This window comes from Rhodococcus aetherivorans (assembly GCF_011058165.1).
Taxonomy (GTDB): Bacteria; Actinomycetota; Actinomycetes; order Mycobacteriales; family Mycobacteriaceae; genus Rhodococcus; species Rhodococcus aetherivorans.
Window position 1 is genome coordinate 1 of record NZ_JAALEG010000021.1, and the last position, 19,154, is coordinate 19,154.

Sequence of the window (19,154 nt, forward strand, 5' to 3'; positions counted from 1 at the left end):
GTGGCGAGCGCCGAGCCCACCCCGCCCCCGCAGCCCGTCGCCGGCGACGTTGCCGGGGCACCCGAGCAGGTCCCGGACGCCGAGCCGGAACCGCCGGCGGACGCCGACGTGCCGCCCTGGGAGGCGCCCACTGCCGTGCTGCCCGTCGTCGCGCCGGCGTCCGGCCGCACCGACGCCGAGGTCGAGGTCGAGACCGAGGTCATCCCCACCCTGTCGGACGACGCCTCCCGGGAGCCGGCCACCGAGCAGGAAGCGGCCCCTCGGCCGGCGACCGTACCTCCCGAGTCCGGCACCCCGGCCGGACCGCCCCCGACCGAGCCACCACCGCCCGGACCGCCCCCGGCCGAGCCGGCGCAGGCCGGACCCGGACGCGACGGCGGTCCGCCCTGGCGTCGCATCGCGCTGGTGGTCGGCGGCGTCGCCGCCGTGCTCGCCGCCCTCTACGTCGGCGACCTCGCCGTCTCGTCGGGCAACGTGCCGCGCGGCGTCACCGTCGCCGGCATCGAGATCGGCGGGCGGTCGGTCGCGGAGGCGGAACAGATCCTGCGGACCGAACTCGGGCCACGCGTCGACGAGCCCGTGACCGTCACGGCGGGCGACGTGACCGCGCAGATCGTGCCGGCGCAGGCGGGTCTGGACGTCGACTGGGAGCACACCCTCGACCGCATCGGATCGCAGCCGCTCGACCCGATCACCCGCGTGACGTCGTTCTTCGGCGGCGGCAACGAGATCGGCGTCGTGTCGACGCGCGACGACGCCGCGCTGTCGGCGGCGATCGGCGGCGTCCGCGCGGTCGCCGACCGGCCGCCACGGGAGGGCAACCTCGTGTTCGACGGGGCGACCCCGGTGCCCGTGCCGCCGCTGCCCGGGCAGACGCTCGATGCGGAAGCCTCCGCAGACCTGTTCGCCGAACGCTGGGCGTTCGGCGACGTCGCGTTCCCCGTCGAGACGGTCGAGGTGACGGTCACGCCCGAGGGACTCGAACGCGCACTGCGAGACGTCGCGGACCCCGCCGTCGCAGCCGACGTGACGGTGCGCGGTCGCGACGGGGCCGTCGCGACCCTGCCCAGCGACCGTGTCGGCGCCGTGCTGACCTTCGTGCCCGACGGCAACGGGGGACTGACCCCGCAGTACGGGATCGAGGCCGCGACCGAGATCCTCCGGCCGCAACTGGCCGCGACCGAGGTGGAGCCGAAAGACGCCCGGATCGTGCTCGAGGGCGGGGGCCCCACGGTGATCCCGTCGGTCGACGGCGAGCTCGTCGACTGGGCGGTCAGCCTCGAAGCGCTGCCGCAGCTGCTGGCCGCGCCGGGGGAGCGGGTGACCGACGCCGTGTACAAGCCGGTCACTCCCAAGCTGACCACGGAGGCCGCCGAGAAGCTGGGCATCCGCGAGGTGATCGGCGAGTTCACCACCGGGGGCTTCGAGTACGCCTCGGGCGTGAACATCCGCCTGGCGGCCTCGGAGATCAACGGTGCGCTGGTCAAGCCGGGGGAGACGTTCTCGCTCAACGGCTACACCGGCCCGCGCGGCGCGGCGCAAGGGTACGTCGAGTCCGGCATCATCAACAACGGACGCCCATCCAAAGCGGTGGGCGGCGGCATCAGCCAGCTCGCGACCACCCTGTACAACGCGACGTACTTCGCAGGCATGGAGGATGTCGAGCACACCGAGCACAGCTACTACATCTCCCGGTACCCGGCGGCCCGGGAGGCGACGGTCTTCGAGGGTGCGATCGACCTGAAGTTCCGCAATCCTTTCGACACCGGGGTGCTGATCCAGGCGATCGGCACGTCGTCGGACATCACGGTGCGGATCTGGGGCACCAAGACCGTGGACGTCGAATCCGTGACCGGTCCCCGCACGAACTTCACGGCGCCGAACACGATCACGCTGCCGGCCGGGCCGGGGTGCATCCCGTCGAGCGGCGCGCAGGGCTTCACCGTGAGCGACACCCGCATCATCACCGACGCGGCCACCGGCCGGCAGATCTCGAGCACCACCCGCACGGTCCGCTACGACCCGGTGCCCGTGGTGCGCTGCGTCAGCGCCGAGCCGGAGCCCGCGCCGGAGGCGGCACCGGCCGCGCCGTCGCAGCCGGCGCCCGGGGAGGCGGAGACGCCCGGAGGCGGCGCGGAGGCACCCGCCGGCGCGCGACCGGCCGTGACGACGACCCCGCAGCCCGCCCCGAGCACCCCGGACGAATCCGGGGATGCGCCGGCCGCGGCCCCCGCGGGAACGTCGCAGACCGGCACGCCGTAGCGCGGAACCAGCCTGCACACGACTGTGCCCTCCGTTACGAAACGGGAGGGCACAGTCCTGTGTACTACCTACTCACTCGGATCCGGGCCGAGCCGGGCCGAGCCGGGCCGAGCCGGGCCGAGCCGAGCCGGGCCGAGCCGGGCCGAGCGAATGTATCGTTCAGCTCCTCAGCGGTAGCGGACGATACATTCGCTCACCTGCCACGGCCACCTGCCACGGCTACCTGCCACGGCTCAGAAGGCCGCTTCGTCGAGCTCCATGATGTCGAGGTCGACGTTCGCGACGATGCCGCGCACGGCGGTCAGCTCGGGCAGGACGTTCTTGGCGAAGAAGCCGGCGATGGCGACCTTGCCTTCGTAGAACGCCTTGTCCTTGGCGTCCGGGCCGGCGTCGAGGGCCGCGAGGGCGATCTGGGCCTGCTCGAGCAGGCGCCAGCCGATGAGCAGGTCACCGAAGGCGAGCAGGAACCGCACCGAGCCCAGACCCACCTTGTACAGCTCGGTCGGCTGTTCCTGGGCGCCCATGAGGAAGCCGGTCAGGGTGGCGGTCATGGCCTGGACGTCCTCGAGGGCCGTGGCGAGCAGGGCCCGCTCGGACTTGAGGCGCTCGTCGGCGCTGTCGGAGGCGAGGAACTTCTGGATCTGGCCGGTGAGGTGGGCGAGGGCGACGCCGCGGTCGCGGGCGATCTTGCGGAAGAAGAAGTCCTGCGCCTGGATGGCGGTGGTGCCCTCGTAGAGGGAGTCGATCTTCGCGTCGCGGATGTACTGCTCGATCGGGTAGTCCTGCAGGAAGCCGGAGCCGCCGAGGGTCTGCAGCGAGTCGGTCAGGTACTGGTAGGCGCGCTCGGAGCCGACGCCCTTGACGATGGGCAGCAGCAGGTCGTTGACGCGGTGCGCCAGCTCGTGGTCGGCGCCGGAGATCTGCTCGGCGACGACGTCGTCCTGGTGGGCGGCGGTGTAGAGGTAGACCGCGCGCAGACCCTCGGCGTAGGCCTTCTGCATGGCCAGGGCGCGCCGCACGTCCGGGTGGTGGGTGATGGTGACCCGGGGGGCGGTCTTGTCGGTCATCTGGGTCAGATCGGCGCCCTGGACGCGTTCCTTGGCGTAGGCCAGGGCGTTGAGGTAGCCGGTGGAGAGGGTCGCGATGGCCTTGGTGCCCACCATCATGCGGGCGTGCTCGATGACGTCGAACATCTGGGCGATGCCGTTGTGGACCTCGCCGACGAGCCAGCCCTGGGCGGGCACGCCGTGGCCGCCGAAGGTGACCTCGCAGGTGGCGGACGCCTTCAGGCCCATCTTGTGCTCGACGTTGGTGACGAACACACCGTTGCGCTCGCCCATCTCGTTCTTCTCGAAGTCGAAGTGGAACTTCGGGACGAAGAACAGCGACAGGCCCTTGGTGCCGGGGCCGGCGCCCTCGGGGCGGGCGAGGACTAGGTGGAAGATGTTTTCGAACAGATCGTCGGAGTCGGCGGAGGTGATGAACCGCTTGACGCCCTCGATGTGCCAGGAGCCGTCGTCCTGCTTGATCGCCTTGGTGCGGCCGGCGCCGACGTCGGAACCGGCATCGGGCTCGGTCAGGACCATGGTGGCGCCCCAGCCGCGTTCGACGATGGTCGCGGCCCACTTCTTCTGCTCGTCGGTGCCGTTGGCGTGGAGCACGCCGGCGAAGGACGGACCGGCGGCGTACATGAAGGCGGCCGGCTGGGCGCCGAGCATCATCTCGTTGACGGCCCAGCTCAGGGCGCGCGGCGCCGGCGTTCCGCCGATCTCCTCCTCGAGGCCCATGGACCAGTAGCCGGCCTCGTACCAGGAGTTGAACGCCTTCTTGAAGCCTTCGGGCAGCGAGACCGAGTGGGTCTCGGGATCGAAGACCGGGGGGGTGCGGTCGGTTTCGGCGAACGACTCCGCCGCGGGGCCCTCGGTGAGGGTCTTCACCTCGGCCAGAATGCCACGAGAGGTCTCCTCGTCGAGGTCACCGAACTTCCCGGCCTCGAGGAGCGTCTGAATCTTCAGCACCTCGAAGAGGTTGAACTCCAGATCCCGGAGGTTGCTCTTGTAATGGCCCATGTCTGCGCTACTCCCAGTGAGATGGTGCGGTCAAGCAGTGTTCGAGTACCGCCCAAGTTATTACTCGTCGGTAACATCCGCCTATGTTACCCGCCGGGCAACTAACTGCCAAGGGTCGGTTTGCGTGCCACGACCAGCGCGTCGATCGCCATTCCTGCGTCCGTTTCCCGCATTCTCCGCTCGGCGGTCCGGATATCCAGCCGGTCGTGCATTTCCTCGGCGAGATCCGTTGGTGTGTAGAGGATCTCGGGATCGCGAGGACCTCCGACGCCCTCGGTGGGATTGGTCGAATCGTGCCCCAGAAATATGAGGATTCCGTCAGGTTTCAGGGCCGCGATCGCATTGTCGATCAATGCTCGTCGCTGTGGCGGAGGGAAATGGAGATAGGCGGAGAGGATGAGATCATATTCGGCGTCGAAGGTGATCTCGGTCACGTCGGCGCACGCGTACGTCAGGCGCTCACGCACCCGTCGCGGCGCCTGCGCCGCGATCGCCCGGGCCTTGTCCACCGCCACCCGGGAGAAGTCGACGCCGGTCACCTCCCAGCCGCGCGTGGCCAGCCAGAGCGAGTGCCGGCCCTCGCCGCACCCCAGATCCAGTGCCCGGCCGTGCGGCAGCGACGTCGCGAACTCGACGATCACCGGGTTCGGCGGCGATCCCCACACCGTCTCGCTCTCCGCATACCGCGCATCCCACTCCTGTGCGTCCATGGACGCACGGTAGCCCGGACGCCGCGCCGGTCAGGGGTGGAGCGTGGTACGCAGCAGCAGCACGTTGTAGTTCTGGTGCACGGTCGTGAGGAAGTACAGGTCCGGACCCGACGACCACGGGTGGATGTACGCGCCGTACGCCGTCGGCAGCTCCCGGGTGTCGACGACGACCTCCGGCGCGCTCCACGGGCCGGTGGGCGACGGGGCGCGGCGCAGCACCACGGAGTTGTGGCCGTCGGTGGTCAGCAGCACGAACTGCCCGAGGTAGTCGTTCCACTGCACCGACAGCTCGGCCGCGCCGCCCGCCATCACCGGGCGGGCCGCATTCACGTCGCGCACCCACGCTCCGCCGTCCCAGTACTCGTAGGCCGCGAGATCGAGCATCTGCAGTTCCGGCACGCGCGCCAGGTGCACCAGGCCGCCGCGGCCGGGCGGCGTTCCGTACTGATAGACGAACCCGCCGTGCCGGACGAAGGCGCCCATCTGAAAGTTCCGGTTCCCGCCGACGCTCGGCCGCTCGGTCTGCGGCGCCACCGTCCAGTTCTCCCCGTTGTCGTGGGAGAAGGCCAGCCCCGAGAAGTTGGTCTCCCACGAGCCGGCCTGCCCCCAGTTCTTCACCGACATCAAGCTCAGGAACTGGGTGTCGCCGACGGCGATCCCCGCGGTGGGGATCCGGCTGATCTCCACGAACGGGATCTTCGGGCTCGGTACGAGTTCCTTCGCCTGACCGAAGAAGTCACGGGCCGCGCTGTCGAACGTCATCCCGTCCGTGAGGTTGCGGTCCGAGCTGCGGAACAGCGCGCTGCTGCGCCAGGCCCAGATGCTGCCCGAGAGAAGGTTGGGCAGCCCGAGGCCCGCCGTGTCGCCGAACGCGGTCAGCACCTGGCCGCGGCCGTTGTCCCACATGACGCCGAGGTCGGTGCCGAGCACGTTCATGTCCTGCGTGCGGTTGGTGCTGAGCATCCCGGTCTGCTGCGCCACCACCTGGGTGCGGCCGCGCAGCTCCGGCAGGCCGTTGACCCCGTTGAGTCCTGGGATGGGATTGATCGCGTTCGGGTTCGCCGCCACGGTGCCCGCGAACGGAACCACCGTCACGGCGGCACAGGTCAGCGCAAGGACTCCGATGCGGGCGGAAGCACGTCGGTAACCCCCATTACGTGTGTGCACGGCCACAGACGGTAACAGGAGGTGGCAGTAGTCACACGCGGTCCCGGGCCCGTCGGCGTGTCCCGGCGGCCCGCGCGCAAGGGCCGTGGCCGACGGGTCGGCTCCGCTACGATTCGCGCGCGCGTTACCGTGTCAGGAACGCGATGCACTGACAGCCAGTGCACGAAGAAGAGGAGTTCGCCTGATGGGTGCACAGATCGCCGGTCCCGCCCCGCTGCGGAACACCGCACTGCTCGGGCTGGGCGTGCACCGCCCCGAGCGGATCGTGACCAACCACGAGATCTGTCAGCAGATCGACTCGAGCGACGAGTGGATCCAGTCCCGTTCCGGCATCAAGGAGCGGCGCTTCGCGGAGGACACCGGCGAGACCGTCCTCGACATGGCGATCTCCGCGGGCCGCAAGGCGCTCGAGGCCGCCGGCATCACCGGCGACCGGCTCGGCGCCGTCATCGTGGCGACCTCGACCTACCCGTACCAGACCCCGCAGTCCGCCGCGCTGGTCGCCGACGCCCTCGGCACCGGCGGCGCCGCCGCCCTCGACATCTCCGCAGGCTGCGCCGGCTTCTGCTACGCCCTCGGCGTCGCCTCCGACCTGGTGCGCGCGGGCACCGAGGACTACGCGCTCGTCATCGGCGTCGAGCGGATGAGCGACACCACCGAGCCCACCGATCGCTCGGTGCGGTTCATCTTCGGCGACGGCGCCGGCGCCGTGGTCGTCGGCCCGTCCGACGAGGTGGGCATCGGCCCCACCGTGTGGGGATCGGACGGCTCGCAGGCCGACGCCATCCGCCAGGAACCCGACTGGGTGAACTTCGCGAACAACCCCGATCAGAAGCGGCCCTGGATCATCATGGAGGGCACCGCGGTGTTCCGCTGGGCGGCCTTCGAGATGGGCAAGATCGCCCGGCAGATCGCCGACAAGGCCGGTGTCGAGCTCGCCGCCCTCGACGCGTTCGTCCCGCACCAGGCCAACCTGCGCATCAACGACGTCATCGTCCGCCAGCTCGACCTGCCGGAGACGGTCGCCGTCGCCGACGACATCATCGAGACGGGCAACACCTCCGCCGCCTCCATCCCCCTCGCGATGGAGAAGATGCTGCGCACCGGTCAGGTCCAGCCGGGTGGGCTCGGCCTGCTGCTCGCCTTCGGTGCCGGCCTGTCCTACGCGGGACAGGTCGTGAAGATGCCGCCGCTCGCGCAGTAGTGGCCGCGGCGAACTCCGCCGGCCGCCGGCGCTGGTTGTGGTTGCTCGCCTACGTGCTCGCCTTCGTCGCGTTCGTCGTCCTCCAGCAGACGTACGGCGGCGACGAGGCGGGTCCCGGCGGGTCCACGTCGGCACCCGCGCCGGCCCCGTCGTCGGCCGCCGCCGCCGAGGCGGTCGAACTGCTGAAGAGCCTCGCCGTGCGGGAACCGGACCCGTCCGGCGGTTACGACCGCGCCCTGTTCGGGCCGGCATGGACCGACGACGTGACCGTCGCGGGCGGGCGCAACGGCTGCGACACGCGCAACGACGTCCTGAAGCGGGATCTCGTGAACATCAAGCTGGCGCCGGTGACGAAGGAGTGCACCGTCGAGGCGGGGACCCTGTACGACCCGTACACGGGGCGGGAGATCTACTTCCGGCGCGGCGTCGACACGTCGTCGGCGGTGCAGATCGATCACGTCGTCGCCCTGTCGGACGCGTGGCAGAAGGGTGCGCGGCTGCTCGATGCGCAGGCCCGCAAGAACCTCGCGAACGATCCCCGGAACCTGCAGGCCGTCGACGGGCCCACGAACCAGGGCAAGGGCGACAAGGACGCGGCGCAGTGGCTGCCCCCGAACTCGGAGTACCGCTGCACCTACGTCTCCCGGCAGATCGAGGTGAAGGCGGAGTACGGCCTGTGGATCACGCCGGACGAGAGGGACGCGATGGCCGGCGTCCTGGCCACCTGCTGACGGCCGGGCCTCAGGCGCGGCGGTGCACGAGGTGCTTGCGGACCGCCGTCACCACCCCGGCCGCCGAGGCGACGATCACCACGATGCACACGATGCCGACCCCTAGGTTCAGCTGAGCCGTCAGGTCGGAGCCCGTGCGCTCGCGCAGGTCGGAAAGGAACTGCGGCGAGAAGTACGGCCGGTGCACGAGCACGGCCGTGGCCACCGCGACGGCGAGCAGATCGGAGACCACCGACAGGGCGGTGACGACCGTCGTCCAGCTGCGCACGACCAGCGCCACGCTCGCCGAGACCACCCACAGCGCCGCGACGGCCATCATCGCCGGCACCAGCCGGTCGGTGAAGCTGGGGTCGAGGGCTTCGTACCCGGCACCGAAGAACGACGGCGCGAGCGACGGGGACAGGCTCGCCACCCCGATCAGCACGACCACCGCGAACACCAGTTCCGCGACCGCCTCGCCGACGGGGATCTCCCGGCCGTGCGGCACCGCCGGGAGGTCGTCCGGGTCCCACCGGCCGAGGTCCGTGCCGGCGGGCGCGGTGCGCTCGAGCACCGCGAAGACGACGGTCACCCAGAACGCGGCGTACACACCGCCGGTCAGGGCCGCGTCGATCGCGTCCCACACGACGTCGGCGGTGTCGAGGGGCGCGGCCGCGGGAGCGGTGGCCTCGGTCAGGGCGCCGAGCAGGGTCAGTCCGCCGAGCACCGCCGCCACGACCCCGACGACGGGCCACAGCACCCGTAGGTAGGTGTCGTAGAGCCGGGGACCGATCAGGTGCCGCGGGGCGCCCCGGTAGGTGCGGGCGAGATCCTCCGGGGAGCCGAGGCCGGCGAGCACCTCACGCACGTCGCGGTCGGCGGCGGCGTCGTCGATGCGCCGGCGCAGTTCGGCGGCCACGTCGTCGCGCCGGGACCGCGGCAGGTGGACGAGGACGGCGTGCAGGTACCGGTCGACGAGTTCCCCGTCGGTGAGGCGGGTGGACATCTCGGTGTTCCTTCCGTTCGGTCCCGGCCTGCATGTGCGGCCGGGCGGGTCGACCCGCGCCGACCGGGACCGGGCGGTACTGTGCCGGTACACAGTATTGGGCAGGACCTGCGAGGGTGTGGGGAAGCGCGATGACGGCCGAGCCGCTCGACGAGTACTTCACCGCCACCGTCCGCGGCTGGAGCGCCCGCCGTGCCGTGGCCGGACAGGTACCGGACGAGCTGGTGCTGCGCTGTTTCGACGCCCAACTGCAGTCCCGTCACCTCGACTTCGCGGCCCGGGAGATGCAGCGGCGCGGTGCCGGGTTCTACACCATCGGCTCGGCCGGGCACGAGGCGAACGCCGCCCTGGGCCTGCTGTCCCGGGTCACCGATCCGGCACTGCTGCACTACCGGTCGGGGGCGTTCTACGCCGCACGGGCGGCCCGGGTGCCGGGCACGACGCCGGTGCGGGACGTGCTCGCCGGCTGCACCGCCTCGACGCTGGACCCGATCTCCGGCGGCCGGCACAAGGTGTTCGGCAACGCGGAGTTGAACATTCTCCCGCAGACCTCGACGATCGCCTCCCATCTGCCGCGCGCGGTGGGGACGGCCTTCGCCCTCGCCCGCGCGGCCCGGCTGGGCCTGCAGTGCCCGTGGCCCGCGGACTCGGTGGTGCTGTGCAGCTTCGGGGACGCCTCGGCGAACCATTCCACCGCGGTCGGGGCGCTCAACGCGGCCGCCTACTGCGCGCACCGGGGGCTGCCGCTGCCGCTGCTGTTCGTGTGCGAGGACAACGGGTTCGGCATCAGCGTCCGGACGCCGGAGGGCTGGGCGGAACGCACCCTCTCGTCGTATCCGGGGGTGAGCTACCGCGCGGCCGACGGCGCGGACCCGGTCGGCGTGCTCACCGCCGTCGCGGACCTGCTCGTCGCCGTCCGCACCTCCCGCGCACCGGCCGTGCTGCACCTGAAGACGGTGCGGTTCCTCGGCCACGCCGGCTCCGACGCCGAGACCGCATACCGCACCCGCGAGGAGATCGCCGCCGACTACGTCCGGGATCCGTTGCTGGCCACCGCGCGTACTCTGGTCGACCGCGGAACACTTTCCTCCGCAAGGATTCTCGAACGATACGAGGAGATGCGTTCCGTCGTCGCCGCCGAGATGGAGGCGCTCGCGACCGCCCCGCGGCTGGTATCGGCCGCCGAGGTGATGCGGCCGCTGCACGCGCACGGTCGCCGGCGGGTTCCGGACGAGCCGGGGCTCCCGTCGCCGGAGCCCCGCACGCTCGCCCAGGCGGTGAACGCCGCGCTCACAGGGATTCTCGAGGCGATACCGGAGTCGTTCGTGTTCGGTGAGGACGTGGCGGACAAGGGCGGGGTGTACGGGCTCACGCGCGGTCTGCTCCGCCGATTCGGGCCGCACCGCGTCTTCGACACGATCCTGGACGAGCAGACGATCCTCGGTACGGCACTGGGTTTCGCGGTGGCGGGCCTGCTGCCGATTCCGGAGATCCAATACCTGGCCTACCTGCACAACGCCGAGGACCAGTTGCGCGGCGAGGCGGCGAGTCTGATGTTCTTCTCCGACGGCCGCTTCCGCAACCCGATGGTGGTGCGCATCGCCGGCCTCGCCTACCAGCGCGGCTTCGGTGGGCACTTCCACAACGACAACTCCGTCGCGGTGCTGCGCGACATTCCCGGTCTGGTGCTCGCGGTGCCGAGCCGTCCGTCGGTTGCGGGGGCGCTGCTGCGCAGCTGCGTGCACCTCGCGCGCAGCGAGGGCCGGGTGTGCGTGTTCCTCGAGCCGATCGCGCTGTACCACGAGCGCGACCTGTACGACGAGGGCGACGGGCTGTGGCAGGAGCCGCCCGATTCCGTTGCGGTACAGCCGGGCTCGGTGCGGGTGTACGGTACGGGCGACGACGTGCTCATCGTGACGTTCGGCAACGGCGTCCGGATGAGCCTGCGCGCGGCCCGTCGGCTGTCGGCGCGCGGCGTGGAGGCCGCCGTGCTGGACCTGCAGTGGCTGGCGCCGCTGCCGCTGGCGGAACTGCTGGCGTGCGCGCAGTCCTTCCCGCGCGTGCTGGTGGTGGACGAGACGCGGCGCAGCGGCGGGGTGTCGGAGGCGGTGGTCACCGCACTGGTGGACGCGGGCTACCGGGGCCGGATCTCGCGGGTCACCAGCCGCGACAGTTTCGTGCCGCTCGGCCCGGCGGCGGCCGAGGTGCTGCTGTCCGAGGACGACGTCGTCAGCGCGGCGACGGAGTAGCGGCGCGCGGTCGCGGTCGTCTCCGGGTCGCCGCCGTCGCGCAGCTCGACGGCCTCGCGCCCCGCCCCGGCGGGGACGAAGGTCCCGGGAAGCGGGGACCTTCACCGGGCAGGAATACCCGGAGGGGTACTTGAAGAGTCCCGGGCCCGGGTCTACAGTCGTCGTTGAATACCCCACCGGGTATCAAGGGGCGTGGAGGCCCAGCCCGCGTCCGCGCCTGCGTCACGGACGGAAAGGACTGTTCACATGTCGCTCCATTCAGGCAACGGTGCCGCGCGACATCGAGTACTCGTCGTCGGAGGTGGCACGGCCGGAATCGCGACCGCTGCGCGCCTGCGCCGGGCCGGCGTCACCGACATCGCGGTGATCGAGCCCTCCGATGAGCACTGGTACCAGCCCCTGTGGACGCTCGTCGGCGGCGGACAGGCGTCGCTGGACGAGACCCGCCGAGCCGAGGAGAAGCTGATCCCCAAGGGCGTCCGGTGGATCCGGGCCGCCGCGACCGCCGTCGACCCCGACGCGCAGACCGTCACGACCGACCGCGGGACCGTCGTCGGCTACGACTACCTTGTGCTGGCCACCGGCCTGCAACTCGACTGGGACGGCGTGCCGGGCCTCGCCGAGGCCGTCGGGCACGGTGCCGTCTCGAGCAACTACTCCTCGCAGTACGCCCCCTACACGTGGGAGCTGATCCGGAACATGCGCTCCGGCACGGCGATCTTCACCCAGCCCGCCGGCCCCATCAAGTGTGCCGGCGCGCCGCAGAAGATCGCCTACATCGCCTCCGACTACTGGCGGCGGCAGGGCCTGCTGGACGGGATCCGCGTCATGCTCGTCCTGCCCGGCGACTCGATGTTCGGCATCCCGTCCTGGCGGCAGACCCTCGAGGGGGTCGCCGCGAAGTACGGCATCGAGGTGCGCCTGAGCTCGGAGATGACCGCGCTCGACGGATCGTCGCGCAAGGCGACGATCGTGAACAACGCCACCGGCACCGAGGAGGTCGTCGGGTTCGACATGCTCCACGCCGTGCCCCCGCAGCGCGCGCCCGGCTGGGTCGCGGCGAGCCCGCTCGCCAACCCGGCGAGTCCCTTCGGCTACGTCGAGGTCGACAAGCACACGCTCCAGCACCGCCGGTATCCCAACGTGTTCGCACTCGGTGACGTCGCGGACCTGCCGACGTCGAAGACCGGCGCGGCGGTCCGCAAGCAGGCGCCCGTCCTCGTCGCCAACCTGGTCGCCGAGATGCGCGGCGTCGGCAAGCGCAAGAGCTACGACGGGTACTCGTCCTGCCCGTTCGTCACCGCCCGGGACAGGATGATGCTCGCGGAGTTCGACTACGAGCTCAACCCCTCTCCGAGCATCCCGGTCATCGACACCACCAAGGATCGCCGCGACATGTGGCTGCTCAAGCGCTACGGCCTGCCGGCCATGTACTGGCACGGGATGGTCAAGGGCCGCGTCTGAGTCACCGGAGGCGGCGCAGCGCGATCGGTTGCCCGTCCGACGGGTACGGAAGTGACGTGAAGTTCAGCGGCGCAACGTAATCGGACGGAACGTGCCACCGGTACCCGAGCAGCAGGTGGTGCAGCACCGTCTTGATCTCGGCGCCGGAGAAGTACATGCCCAGGCAGCGGTGCTCTCCGGCGCCGAACGGCGTCCACGCGAACTTGTGCACGCGGTCCTCGCGTCGTTCCGGTGCGAAGCGACCGGGATCGAACTTCTCCGGTTCCGGCCACAACTCGGGCATGTGGTGGCTGTAGTGCAGCCCGACGTTGATCAGGGTGCCGCGCGGCACGAAGTGGCCCAGGATCTCGGTGTCGGCGGTGGTGTACCGGACGATGCCGGGTACCGGGGTCACGATCCGCTGGCACTCCTTGATCACCAGGTCCAGGCTCGTGAGCGATTCGAGGTCCGCCAGGGTCGGGCTCGTCGTACCGAGTGCCTGCGACTCCTCCCGGCACAGTTGCTGCCACTGGGGGAACTGGCCGAGGTACTGCAGCACGGTGGACAGCGTGATGGTCGAGGTGTCGTGCGCAGCCATCATCAGGAAGATCATGTGGTTGACGACGTCCTCGTCCGAGAATCGCTCGCCGTCCTCGGATTCCACGTGACACAGCGCGGTGAACAGGTCGTCGCCGTCACCGGCGCGACGGGCCGGCAGGTAACGCCGGAAGAACTCCTCGAGCCGGCGGCGGCCCACCACGCCACGGCGCCAGCGGGTTCCGGGCAGGGGATAGCGCACGATCGCCGTGGCCGCCTGCACGCACCCGATGAACGCCTTGTTCACCTCGGCCATCTCGGTGGCCGACGATCCCTCGGCACCGCCCATGAAGATCGACGTGGCGAGCCCGAGGGTGAGGTCCTTCAGTGCCGGGTAGGCGCGGAAATCCTCGCTCGGTGTCCACGAGTCGAGGGCCTGTGCGATCGCGGGCTGCATCGAGTCCGTGTAGCGGGCCAGGCGGTCCCGGGTGAAGGCCTGCTGCATGATCCGGCGGTGCGTGCGGTGCTCGTCGCCGTCGAGCAGCATCAGGCCGCGGTCGAAGAACGGGCCGATGAGGGTCCGCCAGCCTGGACCGTTCGCGAGGGCCCGGTCGCGGTTCTGCAGCGCGGCGCCGCAGGCGTCGGGTCCGAGCAGCACCACCCAGGGCCGGCCCGCGAACCGGAACCAGGACACCGGCCCGTGTTCGCGGTATCGCCGGTCGTAGGCCCTCAGCGGGTTGCGCATGTAGTCGAGGGCGTACCCGACGTAGGGCAGGCCGGCGTCCCCGGGTACCGCGGTCAGGCCGGGCGGGGAGGGCGCGAGCACTTTCGTCATGAGGTCTCCGATTCGTCGGACCGTATCTGACATGAAGCTCTGTCAATTGACAGTAGCGTGGATCACAGGCGGCGATCTGTCAAGATTCGACTATGGGCAGGCCCAGTCGTCAGTACCGCGGAAAGAGCGCCGAGCAGCGCACCGCCGACCGCCGTGAGCAGTTGCTCGCGGCCGGCCTGACGGTGTTCGGCCGCGAGGGCGGTGACCGTGCCACCATGACCGCGATCTGCCAGGAGGCCGGGCTCACCGAGCGGTACTTCTACGAGAGCTTCTCCGGCCGGGACGAGCTGCTCGTGTGCGTCGTCGAGCGGATCGCCGACGAGATCCGCGAGCGCGCGCTGACGGCACTCGCCGAATCCGAGCGCGGCCCCGAGGAGCGGGCCCGCGCCGCCATCGCCGCGTTCGTCGCGGTCCTCACCGACGATCCGCGCAAGGGCCGGGTCGCCGTCGTCGAGTCCGCGGCCGCCGGGCCCTTGCGCACCCGTCGCCGGGAACTGCTGCGCCAGTTCGCGGACCTCGTCGCGATCGAATCCCGCGAGCTGTGGGGCGACCGCGCGCTGCAGCCGCCCCACGACCAGATCGCCGCGCTGCTGTTCGTCGGGGGCCTCGCCGAGCTCATGACCGCGTGGCTCGGCGGCGAGATCGACGTGACCCCCGATCAGATCGTCGAGGCGGCGACTCGCCAGTACACGTTCACCGCCCACCGCTGAGGCTGTCGTCGCGCTCGGGCCGCGCCGCGCGGCGCCGGCTGCCCGGCAGCCGCCACACGGGTTCGAGCGCCGCGGTCTCCTCGGCTGTGGCCACCCGGAACGGCGGGGTCGCGGGCGCCGCGAGGCTGCGACGGCCCTGGCCGCGCGTGGCGCGCAGGCTGGCGACGATCGACACGGTCAGGATCGTGGCGACGACGGCGAGCGAGATCGGTGTCGGCACGTAGAACACGTCGATCTTCAGCAGCATCTTGACGCCGACCCACATCAGCACCAGCGCCAGCCCGATCTTCAGGTACACGAAGCGGTGGATCAGGTCGGCGAGCAGGAAGTACATCGCCCGCAGGCCCAGCACCGCGAACGCGTTGGCGGTGAAGACGAGGAACGGCACGTCCGTGACCGCGAAGATCGCGGGGATCGAGTCGACCGCGAAGACGATGTCGGTGATCTCGATGAGCACCAGCACCGCGAGCAGGGGGGTGGCCAGCAGCGCACCACCGCGGCGGACGAGGAACTTCTGTCCGTGGTAGGCGTCGGTCATCGGTACGTGGCGGCGGAACAGCCGCAGCGCCCGGGACTTCTCGGGGTCGAGGTGCTCGTCGCGCTGCCGGATCATCCGGTAGCCGGTGTAGAGCAGGAACGCCGCGAACAGGTAGAGGATCCAGCCGAAGCTCGCGATGAGGACCGAGCCCGCCGCGATGAACAGACCCCGGAACACCAGGGCGCCGAGCACACCGAGGAACAGGACCCGGTGCTGGTACTCACGCGGCACGGCGAAGTACGTCAGGATGATCGCCCAGACGAAGACGTTGTCGACGGCGAGCGACTTCTCGATCAGGTAGCCGGAGAAGTACTGCTGGCCGAACTCCGAGCCGTACTGCCACCAGATCAGCGCGCCGAATCCGACGCCGGTGCCGACCCAGAACAGCGACCAGCCTGCGGCCTCGCGCACGCCGATCACGTGCGCGCGGCGGTGCGCGAACAGATCCACCGCCAGCATCGCCACGATCGCGGCGAGTACCGCCGCCCACAACCACAACGGAACGGTCATCGGGACCACCTCTCAGCCTCGAAACGGCCGAAAGTCTTTCCCGGCTCGAACCGAGCCCGCTCCGCCGGGGGGCCGGCGGACGGCCCCCGAGTTGACGACGAAGCGCGGAGGGATACTCCCTTTCGCGAACTGTAATTAGTGAATAGTATTTCCGGTTAGCTGTCAAGGGATCGGGAGGTAGGGGCGGGTGAGCAGCTCGATCGCATGACCGGCCGGGTCCCTGAAATAGACCCCGCGCCCGCGGTGCCCCGTGTTCGTTTCGCCGGGGCGGCGCATCTGCGGATCGGCCCAGTGCTCGATGCCGGCGTCGCACAGCCGCCGATACGCCCGGTCGAAGAGGTCGTCGTCGACCATGAACGCGTAGTGCCGCATCTGGATCTCCACCGGGGGCTCGGCGAACTGCAGCAGTACGCCGTCGTCGAGCTGGATGTTGGTGAACGGGCCCCAGGACGGTGCTTCCGACAGTTCCAGCAGTTCACGGAAGAACCGCGCCGACTCGTTGCGGTCCACGCTCAGACCTCCACCGGGTCGCCGATCCGTGAGTGGCGTAGTGCCGGCCCGGTGTTCACCCGGCGAACCCTACCCGGGGCCGCCCGGGCGCACCAGGGATGCGGCCGCGGCCCGAGCGCGAAGCGCGATACCGGAAACCGCGGTGCCCTATGGTGTGCGGGTGACCTCCTCCGCCCGCCCCGGAACGCCGCCCGCCGGCGACGAGGACCGTGCCCGGGGCTGGACGTTCCTGACCAACCACGCGCACGTACTGCTGTGTGTCGCCGGAGACGGACAGCCCACCGTCCGCGAACTCGCGCAGCGGATCGGGATCACCGAGCGGTCCGTGCAGACGATCCTCGCCGACCTGGTCGACGGCGGCTACCTGACCCGCACCCGCGCGGGCCGCCGCAACCTGTACTCGGTGAATCCGGCCGGGCGGCTCCGTCATCCGCTCGAATCCGCACACACCGTCGGCGAGCTGATCGACGCGCTGCGCTGAGCGCGGGGCCCGTCGCCGGGGATGCCCGGCCCGCGCTGTCACGGACACCTGCGTCGTGTGACCGCAGCCACGTGGCATGCTGGCGCCTATGATCGACGTCGAACGTCCCAAGCTGGAAGGTTCCGTCGCGGTCGGGGGCGGCCGCCGGATCGGCTTCGCCGAGTTCGGATCGGCCCAGGGCCGGGCGGTGTTCTGGCTGCACGGCACCCCCGGGGCGCGTCGGCAGATCCCCGTCGAGGCACGCAGCTACGCCGAGCGCGAGCACGTACGGCTCATCGGCCTCGACCGCCCCGGCATCGGCTCGTCGAGTCCGCACCGCTACGAGAACGTCCTCGCCTTCGCGGACGACCTGCGCATCGTCGCGGACACTCTCGGCGTGGACCGGATGGCGGTCGTCGGACTCTCCGGCGGCGGCCCCTACACCCTCGCCGCGGCGCATGCGATGCCCGAGCGGGTCGTGGCCGCCGCGGTGCTCGGGGGCGTTGCGCCCGTCGTCGGGCCCGACGCGATCAGCGGCGGCCTGATGCGGTTGGGCACAATGGTCGCGCCGCTGCTCACCGTCTGGGGTGTCCCCATCGGCATGGGCGTGACGTCGATGATCCGGGTCGTGCGGCCGTTCGCGTCGCCGCTCATCGACATGTACGGGTGGCTCTCGCCCGAGGCCGACCGGCAGTTGCTGGCCCGCCCCGAGTTCAAGGCGATGTTCCTCGACGATCTGCTCAACGGCAGCCGCAAGCAGATGGCCGCGCCCTTCGCCGATATCGTGGCGTTCGCCCGGGACTGGGGTTTCCGTCTCGAGGACGTCAAGGTGCCGGTCCGGTGGTGGCACGGCGACACGGACCACATCGTCCCCATGGAACACGGCCTGCATGTGGTGGGCCGGCTGCCCGACGCCCAGTTCCACCACCTGCCCGGCGAGAGCCACCTCGGCGGCCTGGGCGTGTCCGAGGACATCCTCTCGACCATCCTGCGGATCTGGGACGACGCCGACCGCTGACTCCGCGGTGGCCGAATGTCACACAGGTTCGATCACATTGAACGCGTGTCACATTCGGCCGAGGCGGGGCGCACGGCGCCGGAGAGGGCATGATGTCCGGATGGACACCGGCGTCGAAGCGGACGGGTGGGCCACCCGCTGGGTGGAGCCGCTCGCCGACCTCGCCGCCGGCACGACGACCGCCCTGGTCCCGGACGTGATCGTCACCGCGCTCGCTCTGGGCCTGACGCACCGATACGTCGGACGCACCGTCGCGACGGACGTGCACGGCGTGCCGGTGCGGGCGACGGTGCGGTCGGTGCAGGTGCGCCGTCGCCGCGCGCACCTGCAGTCCCGGGTCGAGCTCGCGGCGGTCGACTGGGGCGGGCGCCGGGTGGACGAGGTGACCGTGGTGGCGCACGGGGTGCGTGTCGTCCCCGGGCTCCGCACCCGGCTCAGCGCACACCGCCTCGACGTGCACGGCACCAGCGGCGTCGGCACCGTGCTCGACTGGCTCAACACCCTCGGCCACGCCTGGGTTCTCGCCCTCGACCGCGACGGATCGATCCGCGCGACGCATCGCCGCCGCCGGCTCACCGCGCTCGTCGACGTCACCGTCACGGACGGCGTGGCCCGGATCGAGCTGGGCGACGCCCGCTGCTACGGCGTGCCGGTGCCGGGACGGCTGCTCCCACCACGCGACGTCGCGCTGCCACCCCTGCCCGGCGGTGCCGGGAGCGTCTGCGCCGCGCGCGAGGGTCACCTCGTCCGGTTCGCGATGCAGGTGCCGGCCGTGTCGTACGCGTTCGACCCGCTCGGCGCGTGAGGGTCCGGGGGGCTCACAGCCACCGGCGCGGCGGCTTCTTCACCCACATGATCTTCTCGTCCGCGGCGGTGGGGGCGGCTGCGGGATGGCCGGGATGCTGCGCGGCCCACGCCGACTTCTCGGTGAGCAGCCGCGCGACGAGCGCCCACGTCTCCATCGTGCGCGGCGGGTGCGCTCCGGCGGCCCGGGCCAGCTTCCGGCGCACGTCGTCGCTCAGGGCCAGCAGCTCGTCCGCGGTGATGCCGCGATTCCAGGCGAACCGGGCGAGGACGAGCGCCTTCTCCCGCCGATTGCGGGCTGCCTCGTCGGTGTGCGCGAAGTCCTCGTCGGTAGCCATGCCCTACAGAATTGGTCGCCGGCCGGGTCGTTGACAACCCACCGCGCGCGGCTCACGCTCGGAGCAGGCGCACG

17 protein-coding genes are annotated in these 19,154 nt (G+C 71.0%); 9 read left to right on the forward strand and 8 right to left on the reverse strand.

Annotated features, from left to right (window positions below):
• A complete protein-coding gene (locus tag G6039_RS11095; RefSeq protein WP_338148577.1) occupies positions 1 to 2,262 on the forward strand; it encodes a VanW family protein in 2,262 nt (753 codons plus the stop codon).
• A gap of 233 nt (positions 2,263 to 2,495) precedes the next feature.
• Here G6039_RS11095 and G6039_RS11100 read toward each other — a convergent pair whose 3' ends face one another.
• The 3 genes from G6039_RS11100 to G6039_RS11110 form a co-directional block, all read right to left on the reverse strand.
• On the reverse strand, positions 2,496 to 4,331 hold the full coding sequence (locus G6039_RS11100) for an acyl-CoA dehydrogenase (RefSeq protein ID WP_043798685.1): 1,836 nt from the start codon (positions 4,329 to 4,331) through the stop codon (positions 2,496 to 2,498).
• A 101-nt stretch (positions 4,332 to 4,432) separates the two neighbouring features.
• Complete coding sequence (locus tag G6039_RS11105; RefSeq protein ID WP_043798683.1) at positions 4,433 to 5,041, reverse strand: class I SAM-dependent methyltransferase; 609 nt, start codon at positions 5,039 to 5,041, stop codon at positions 4,433 to 4,435.
• Positions 5,042 to 5,071: 30 nt separating this feature from the next.
• Positions 5,072 to 6,208: a DUF4185 domain-containing protein gene (locus G6039_RS11110; protein ID WP_373867485.1), complete on the reverse strand. Its 1,137-nt coding sequence runs from the start codon at positions 6,206 to 6,208 to the stop codon at positions 5,072 to 5,074.
• A 184-nt stretch (positions 6,209 to 6,392) separates the two neighbouring features.
• Between G6039_RS11110 and G6039_RS11115 the strand changes: the two genes are divergently transcribed.
• Together G6039_RS11115 and G6039_RS11120 are read left to right on the forward strand one after the other, a co-directional pair.
• Positions 6,393 to 7,412 carry a beta-ketoacyl-ACP synthase III gene (locus G6039_RS11115; protein ID WP_006931650.1) on the forward strand — a complete coding sequence of 340 codons (1,020 nt, stop codon included), beginning with the start codon at positions 6,393 to 6,395 and terminating at the stop codon, positions 7,410 to 7,412.
• Positions 7,412 to 8,143 (forward strand): HNH endonuclease family protein, encoded by a 732-nt coding sequence (locus G6039_RS11120; protein WP_006931648.1) that lies wholly within the window; start codon positions 7,412 to 7,414, stop codon positions 8,141 to 8,143. The genes G6039_RS11115 and G6039_RS11120 overlap by 1 nt, the downstream gene beginning before the upstream one ends.
• Before the next feature lie 10 nt (positions 8,144 to 8,153).
• Here G6039_RS11120 and G6039_RS11125 read toward each other — a convergent pair whose 3' ends face one another.
• Positions 8,154 to 9,128, reverse strand: coding sequence for an HAAS signaling domain-containing protein (locus G6039_RS11125; protein WP_043798678.1), 975 nt, complete (start codon positions 9,126 to 9,128; stop codon positions 8,154 to 8,156).
• Positions 9,129 to 9,259: 131 nt separating this feature from the next.
• Between G6039_RS11125 and G6039_RS11130 the strand changes: the two genes are divergently transcribed.
• Both G6039_RS11130 and G6039_RS11135 read left to right on the forward strand, forming a co-directional pair.
• Positions 9,260 to 11,377 (forward strand): thiamine pyrophosphate-dependent enzyme, encoded by a 2,118-nt coding sequence (locus G6039_RS11130; protein ID WP_174824762.1) that lies wholly within the window; start codon positions 9,260 to 9,262, stop codon positions 11,375 to 11,377.
• A 246-nt stretch (positions 11,378 to 11,623) separates the two neighbouring features.
• Positions 11,624 to 12,841 carry an NAD(P)/FAD-dependent oxidoreductase gene (locus G6039_RS11135; RefSeq protein ID WP_043798675.1) on the forward strand — a complete coding sequence of 406 codons (1,218 nt, stop codon included), beginning with the start codon at positions 11,624 to 11,626 and terminating at the stop codon, positions 12,839 to 12,841.
• Position 12,842: 1 nt separating this feature from the next.
• On the opposite strand, the gene G6039_RS11140 is transcribed toward G6039_RS11135, so the two are convergent.
• Positions 12,843 to 14,192 (reverse strand): cytochrome P450, encoded by a 1,350-nt coding sequence (locus G6039_RS11140; RefSeq protein ID WP_043798673.1) that lies wholly within the window; start codon positions 14,190 to 14,192, stop codon positions 12,843 to 12,845.
• Positions 14,193 to 14,284: 92 nt separating this feature from the next.
• On the opposite strand from G6039_RS11140, the gene G6039_RS11145 reads away from it, so the two are divergent.
• Positions 14,285 to 14,902, forward strand: a complete 618-nt coding sequence (locus G6039_RS11145) for a TetR/AcrR family transcriptional regulator (protein ID WP_043798671.1) — start codon at positions 14,285 to 14,287, stop codon at positions 14,900 to 14,902.
• Here the strand turns inward: G6039_RS11145 and G6039_RS11150 are convergent.
• Both G6039_RS11150 and G6039_RS11155 read right to left on the reverse strand, forming a co-directional pair.
• Positions 14,886 to 15,950, reverse strand: coding sequence for a TerC family protein (locus G6039_RS11150; RefSeq protein ID WP_006931632.1), 1,065 nt, complete (start codon positions 15,948 to 15,950; stop codon positions 14,886 to 14,888). The two genes, G6039_RS11145 and G6039_RS11150, sit on opposite strands and share 17 nt — an antisense overlap.
• A 162-nt stretch (positions 15,951 to 16,112) precedes the next feature.
• A complete protein-coding gene (locus tag G6039_RS11155; RefSeq protein ID WP_174824761.1) occupies positions 16,113 to 16,460 on the reverse strand; it encodes a VOC family protein in 348 nt (115 codons plus the stop codon).
• A 160-nt stretch (positions 16,461 to 16,620) separates the two neighbouring features.
• On the opposite strand from G6039_RS11155, the gene G6039_RS11160 reads away from it, so the two are divergent.
• The 3 genes from G6039_RS11160 to G6039_RS11170 all read left to right on the forward strand — a co-directional run bounded on the left by G6039_RS11160 (position 16,621) and on the right by G6039_RS11170 (position 18,743).
• The gene (locus tag G6039_RS11160) at positions 16,621 to 16,941 is read left to right on the forward strand and encodes a helix-turn-helix transcriptional regulator (protein ID WP_043798738.1); all 321 of its coding nucleotides are present in this window, start codon (positions 16,621 to 16,623) and stop codon (positions 16,939 to 16,941) included.
• A 76-nt stretch (positions 16,942 to 17,017) separates the two neighbouring features.
• Positions 17,018 to 17,938: an alpha/beta fold hydrolase gene (locus G6039_RS11165; RefSeq protein WP_037201162.1), complete on the forward strand. Its 921-nt coding sequence runs from the start codon at positions 17,018 to 17,020 to the stop codon at positions 17,936 to 17,938.
• A gap of 100 nt (positions 17,939 to 18,038) precedes the next feature.
• Complete coding sequence (locus G6039_RS11170; protein WP_206530938.1) at positions 18,039 to 18,743, forward strand: hypothetical protein; 705 nt, start codon at positions 18,039 to 18,041, stop codon at positions 18,741 to 18,743.
• Positions 18,744 to 18,756: 13 nt separating this feature from the next.
• Here the strand turns inward: G6039_RS11170 and G6039_RS11175 are convergent, their stop codons facing one another.
• On the reverse strand, positions 18,757 to 19,080 hold the full coding sequence (locus G6039_RS11175; protein ID WP_006931622.1) for a hypothetical protein: 324 nt from the start codon (positions 19,078 to 19,080) through the stop codon (positions 18,757 to 18,759).
• Positions 19,081 to 19,154 lie beyond the last annotated feature (74 nt).

Coding starts and splice junctions, on each gene's coding strand:
- G6039_RS11100 (WP_043798685.1), bottom strand. CDS start 4,331: ATGGGCCATTACAAGAGCAACCTCCGGGATCTGGAGTTCAACCTCTTC.
- G6039_RS11105 (WP_043798683.1), bottom strand. CDS start 5,041: ATGGACGCACAGGAGTGGGATGCGCGGTATGCGGAGAGCGAGACGGTG.
- G6039_RS11115 (WP_006931650.1), top strand. CDS start 6,393: ATGGGTGCACAGATCGCCGGTCCCGCCCCGCTGCGGAACACCGCACTG.
- G6039_RS11125 (WP_043798678.1), bottom strand. CDS start 9,128: ATGTCCACCCGCCTCACCGACGGGGAACTCGTCGACCGGTACCTGCAC.
- G6039_RS11130 (WP_174824762.1), top strand. CDS start 9,260: ATGACGGCCGAGCCGCTCGACGAGTACTTCACCGCCACCGTCCGCGGC.
- G6039_RS11135 (WP_043798675.1), top strand. CDS start 11,624: ATGTCGCTCCATTCAGGCAACGGTGCCGCGCGACATCGAGTACTCGTC.
- G6039_RS11140 (WP_043798673.1), bottom strand. CDS start 14,192: ATGACGAAAGTGCTCGCGCCCTCCCCGCCCGGCCTGACCGCGGTACCC.
- G6039_RS11145 (WP_043798671.1), top strand. CDS start 14,285: ATGGGCAGGCCCAGTCGTCAGTACCGCGGAAAGAGCGCCGAGCAGCGC.
- G6039_RS11150 (WP_006931632.1), bottom strand. CDS start 15,950: ATGACCGTTCCGTTGTGGTTGTGGGCGGCGGTACTCGCCGCGATCGTG.
- G6039_RS11165 (WP_037201162.1), top strand. CDS start 17,018: ATGCTGGCGCCTATGATCGACGTCGAACGTCCCAAGCTGGAAGGTTCC.
- G6039_RS11170 (WP_206530938.1), top strand. CDS start 18,039: ATGGACACCGGCGTCGAAGCGGACGGGTGGGCCACCCGCTGGGTGGAG.
- G6039_RS11175 (WP_006931622.1), bottom strand. CDS start 19,080: ATGGCTACCGACGAGGACTTCGCGCACACCGACGAGGCAGCCCGCAAT.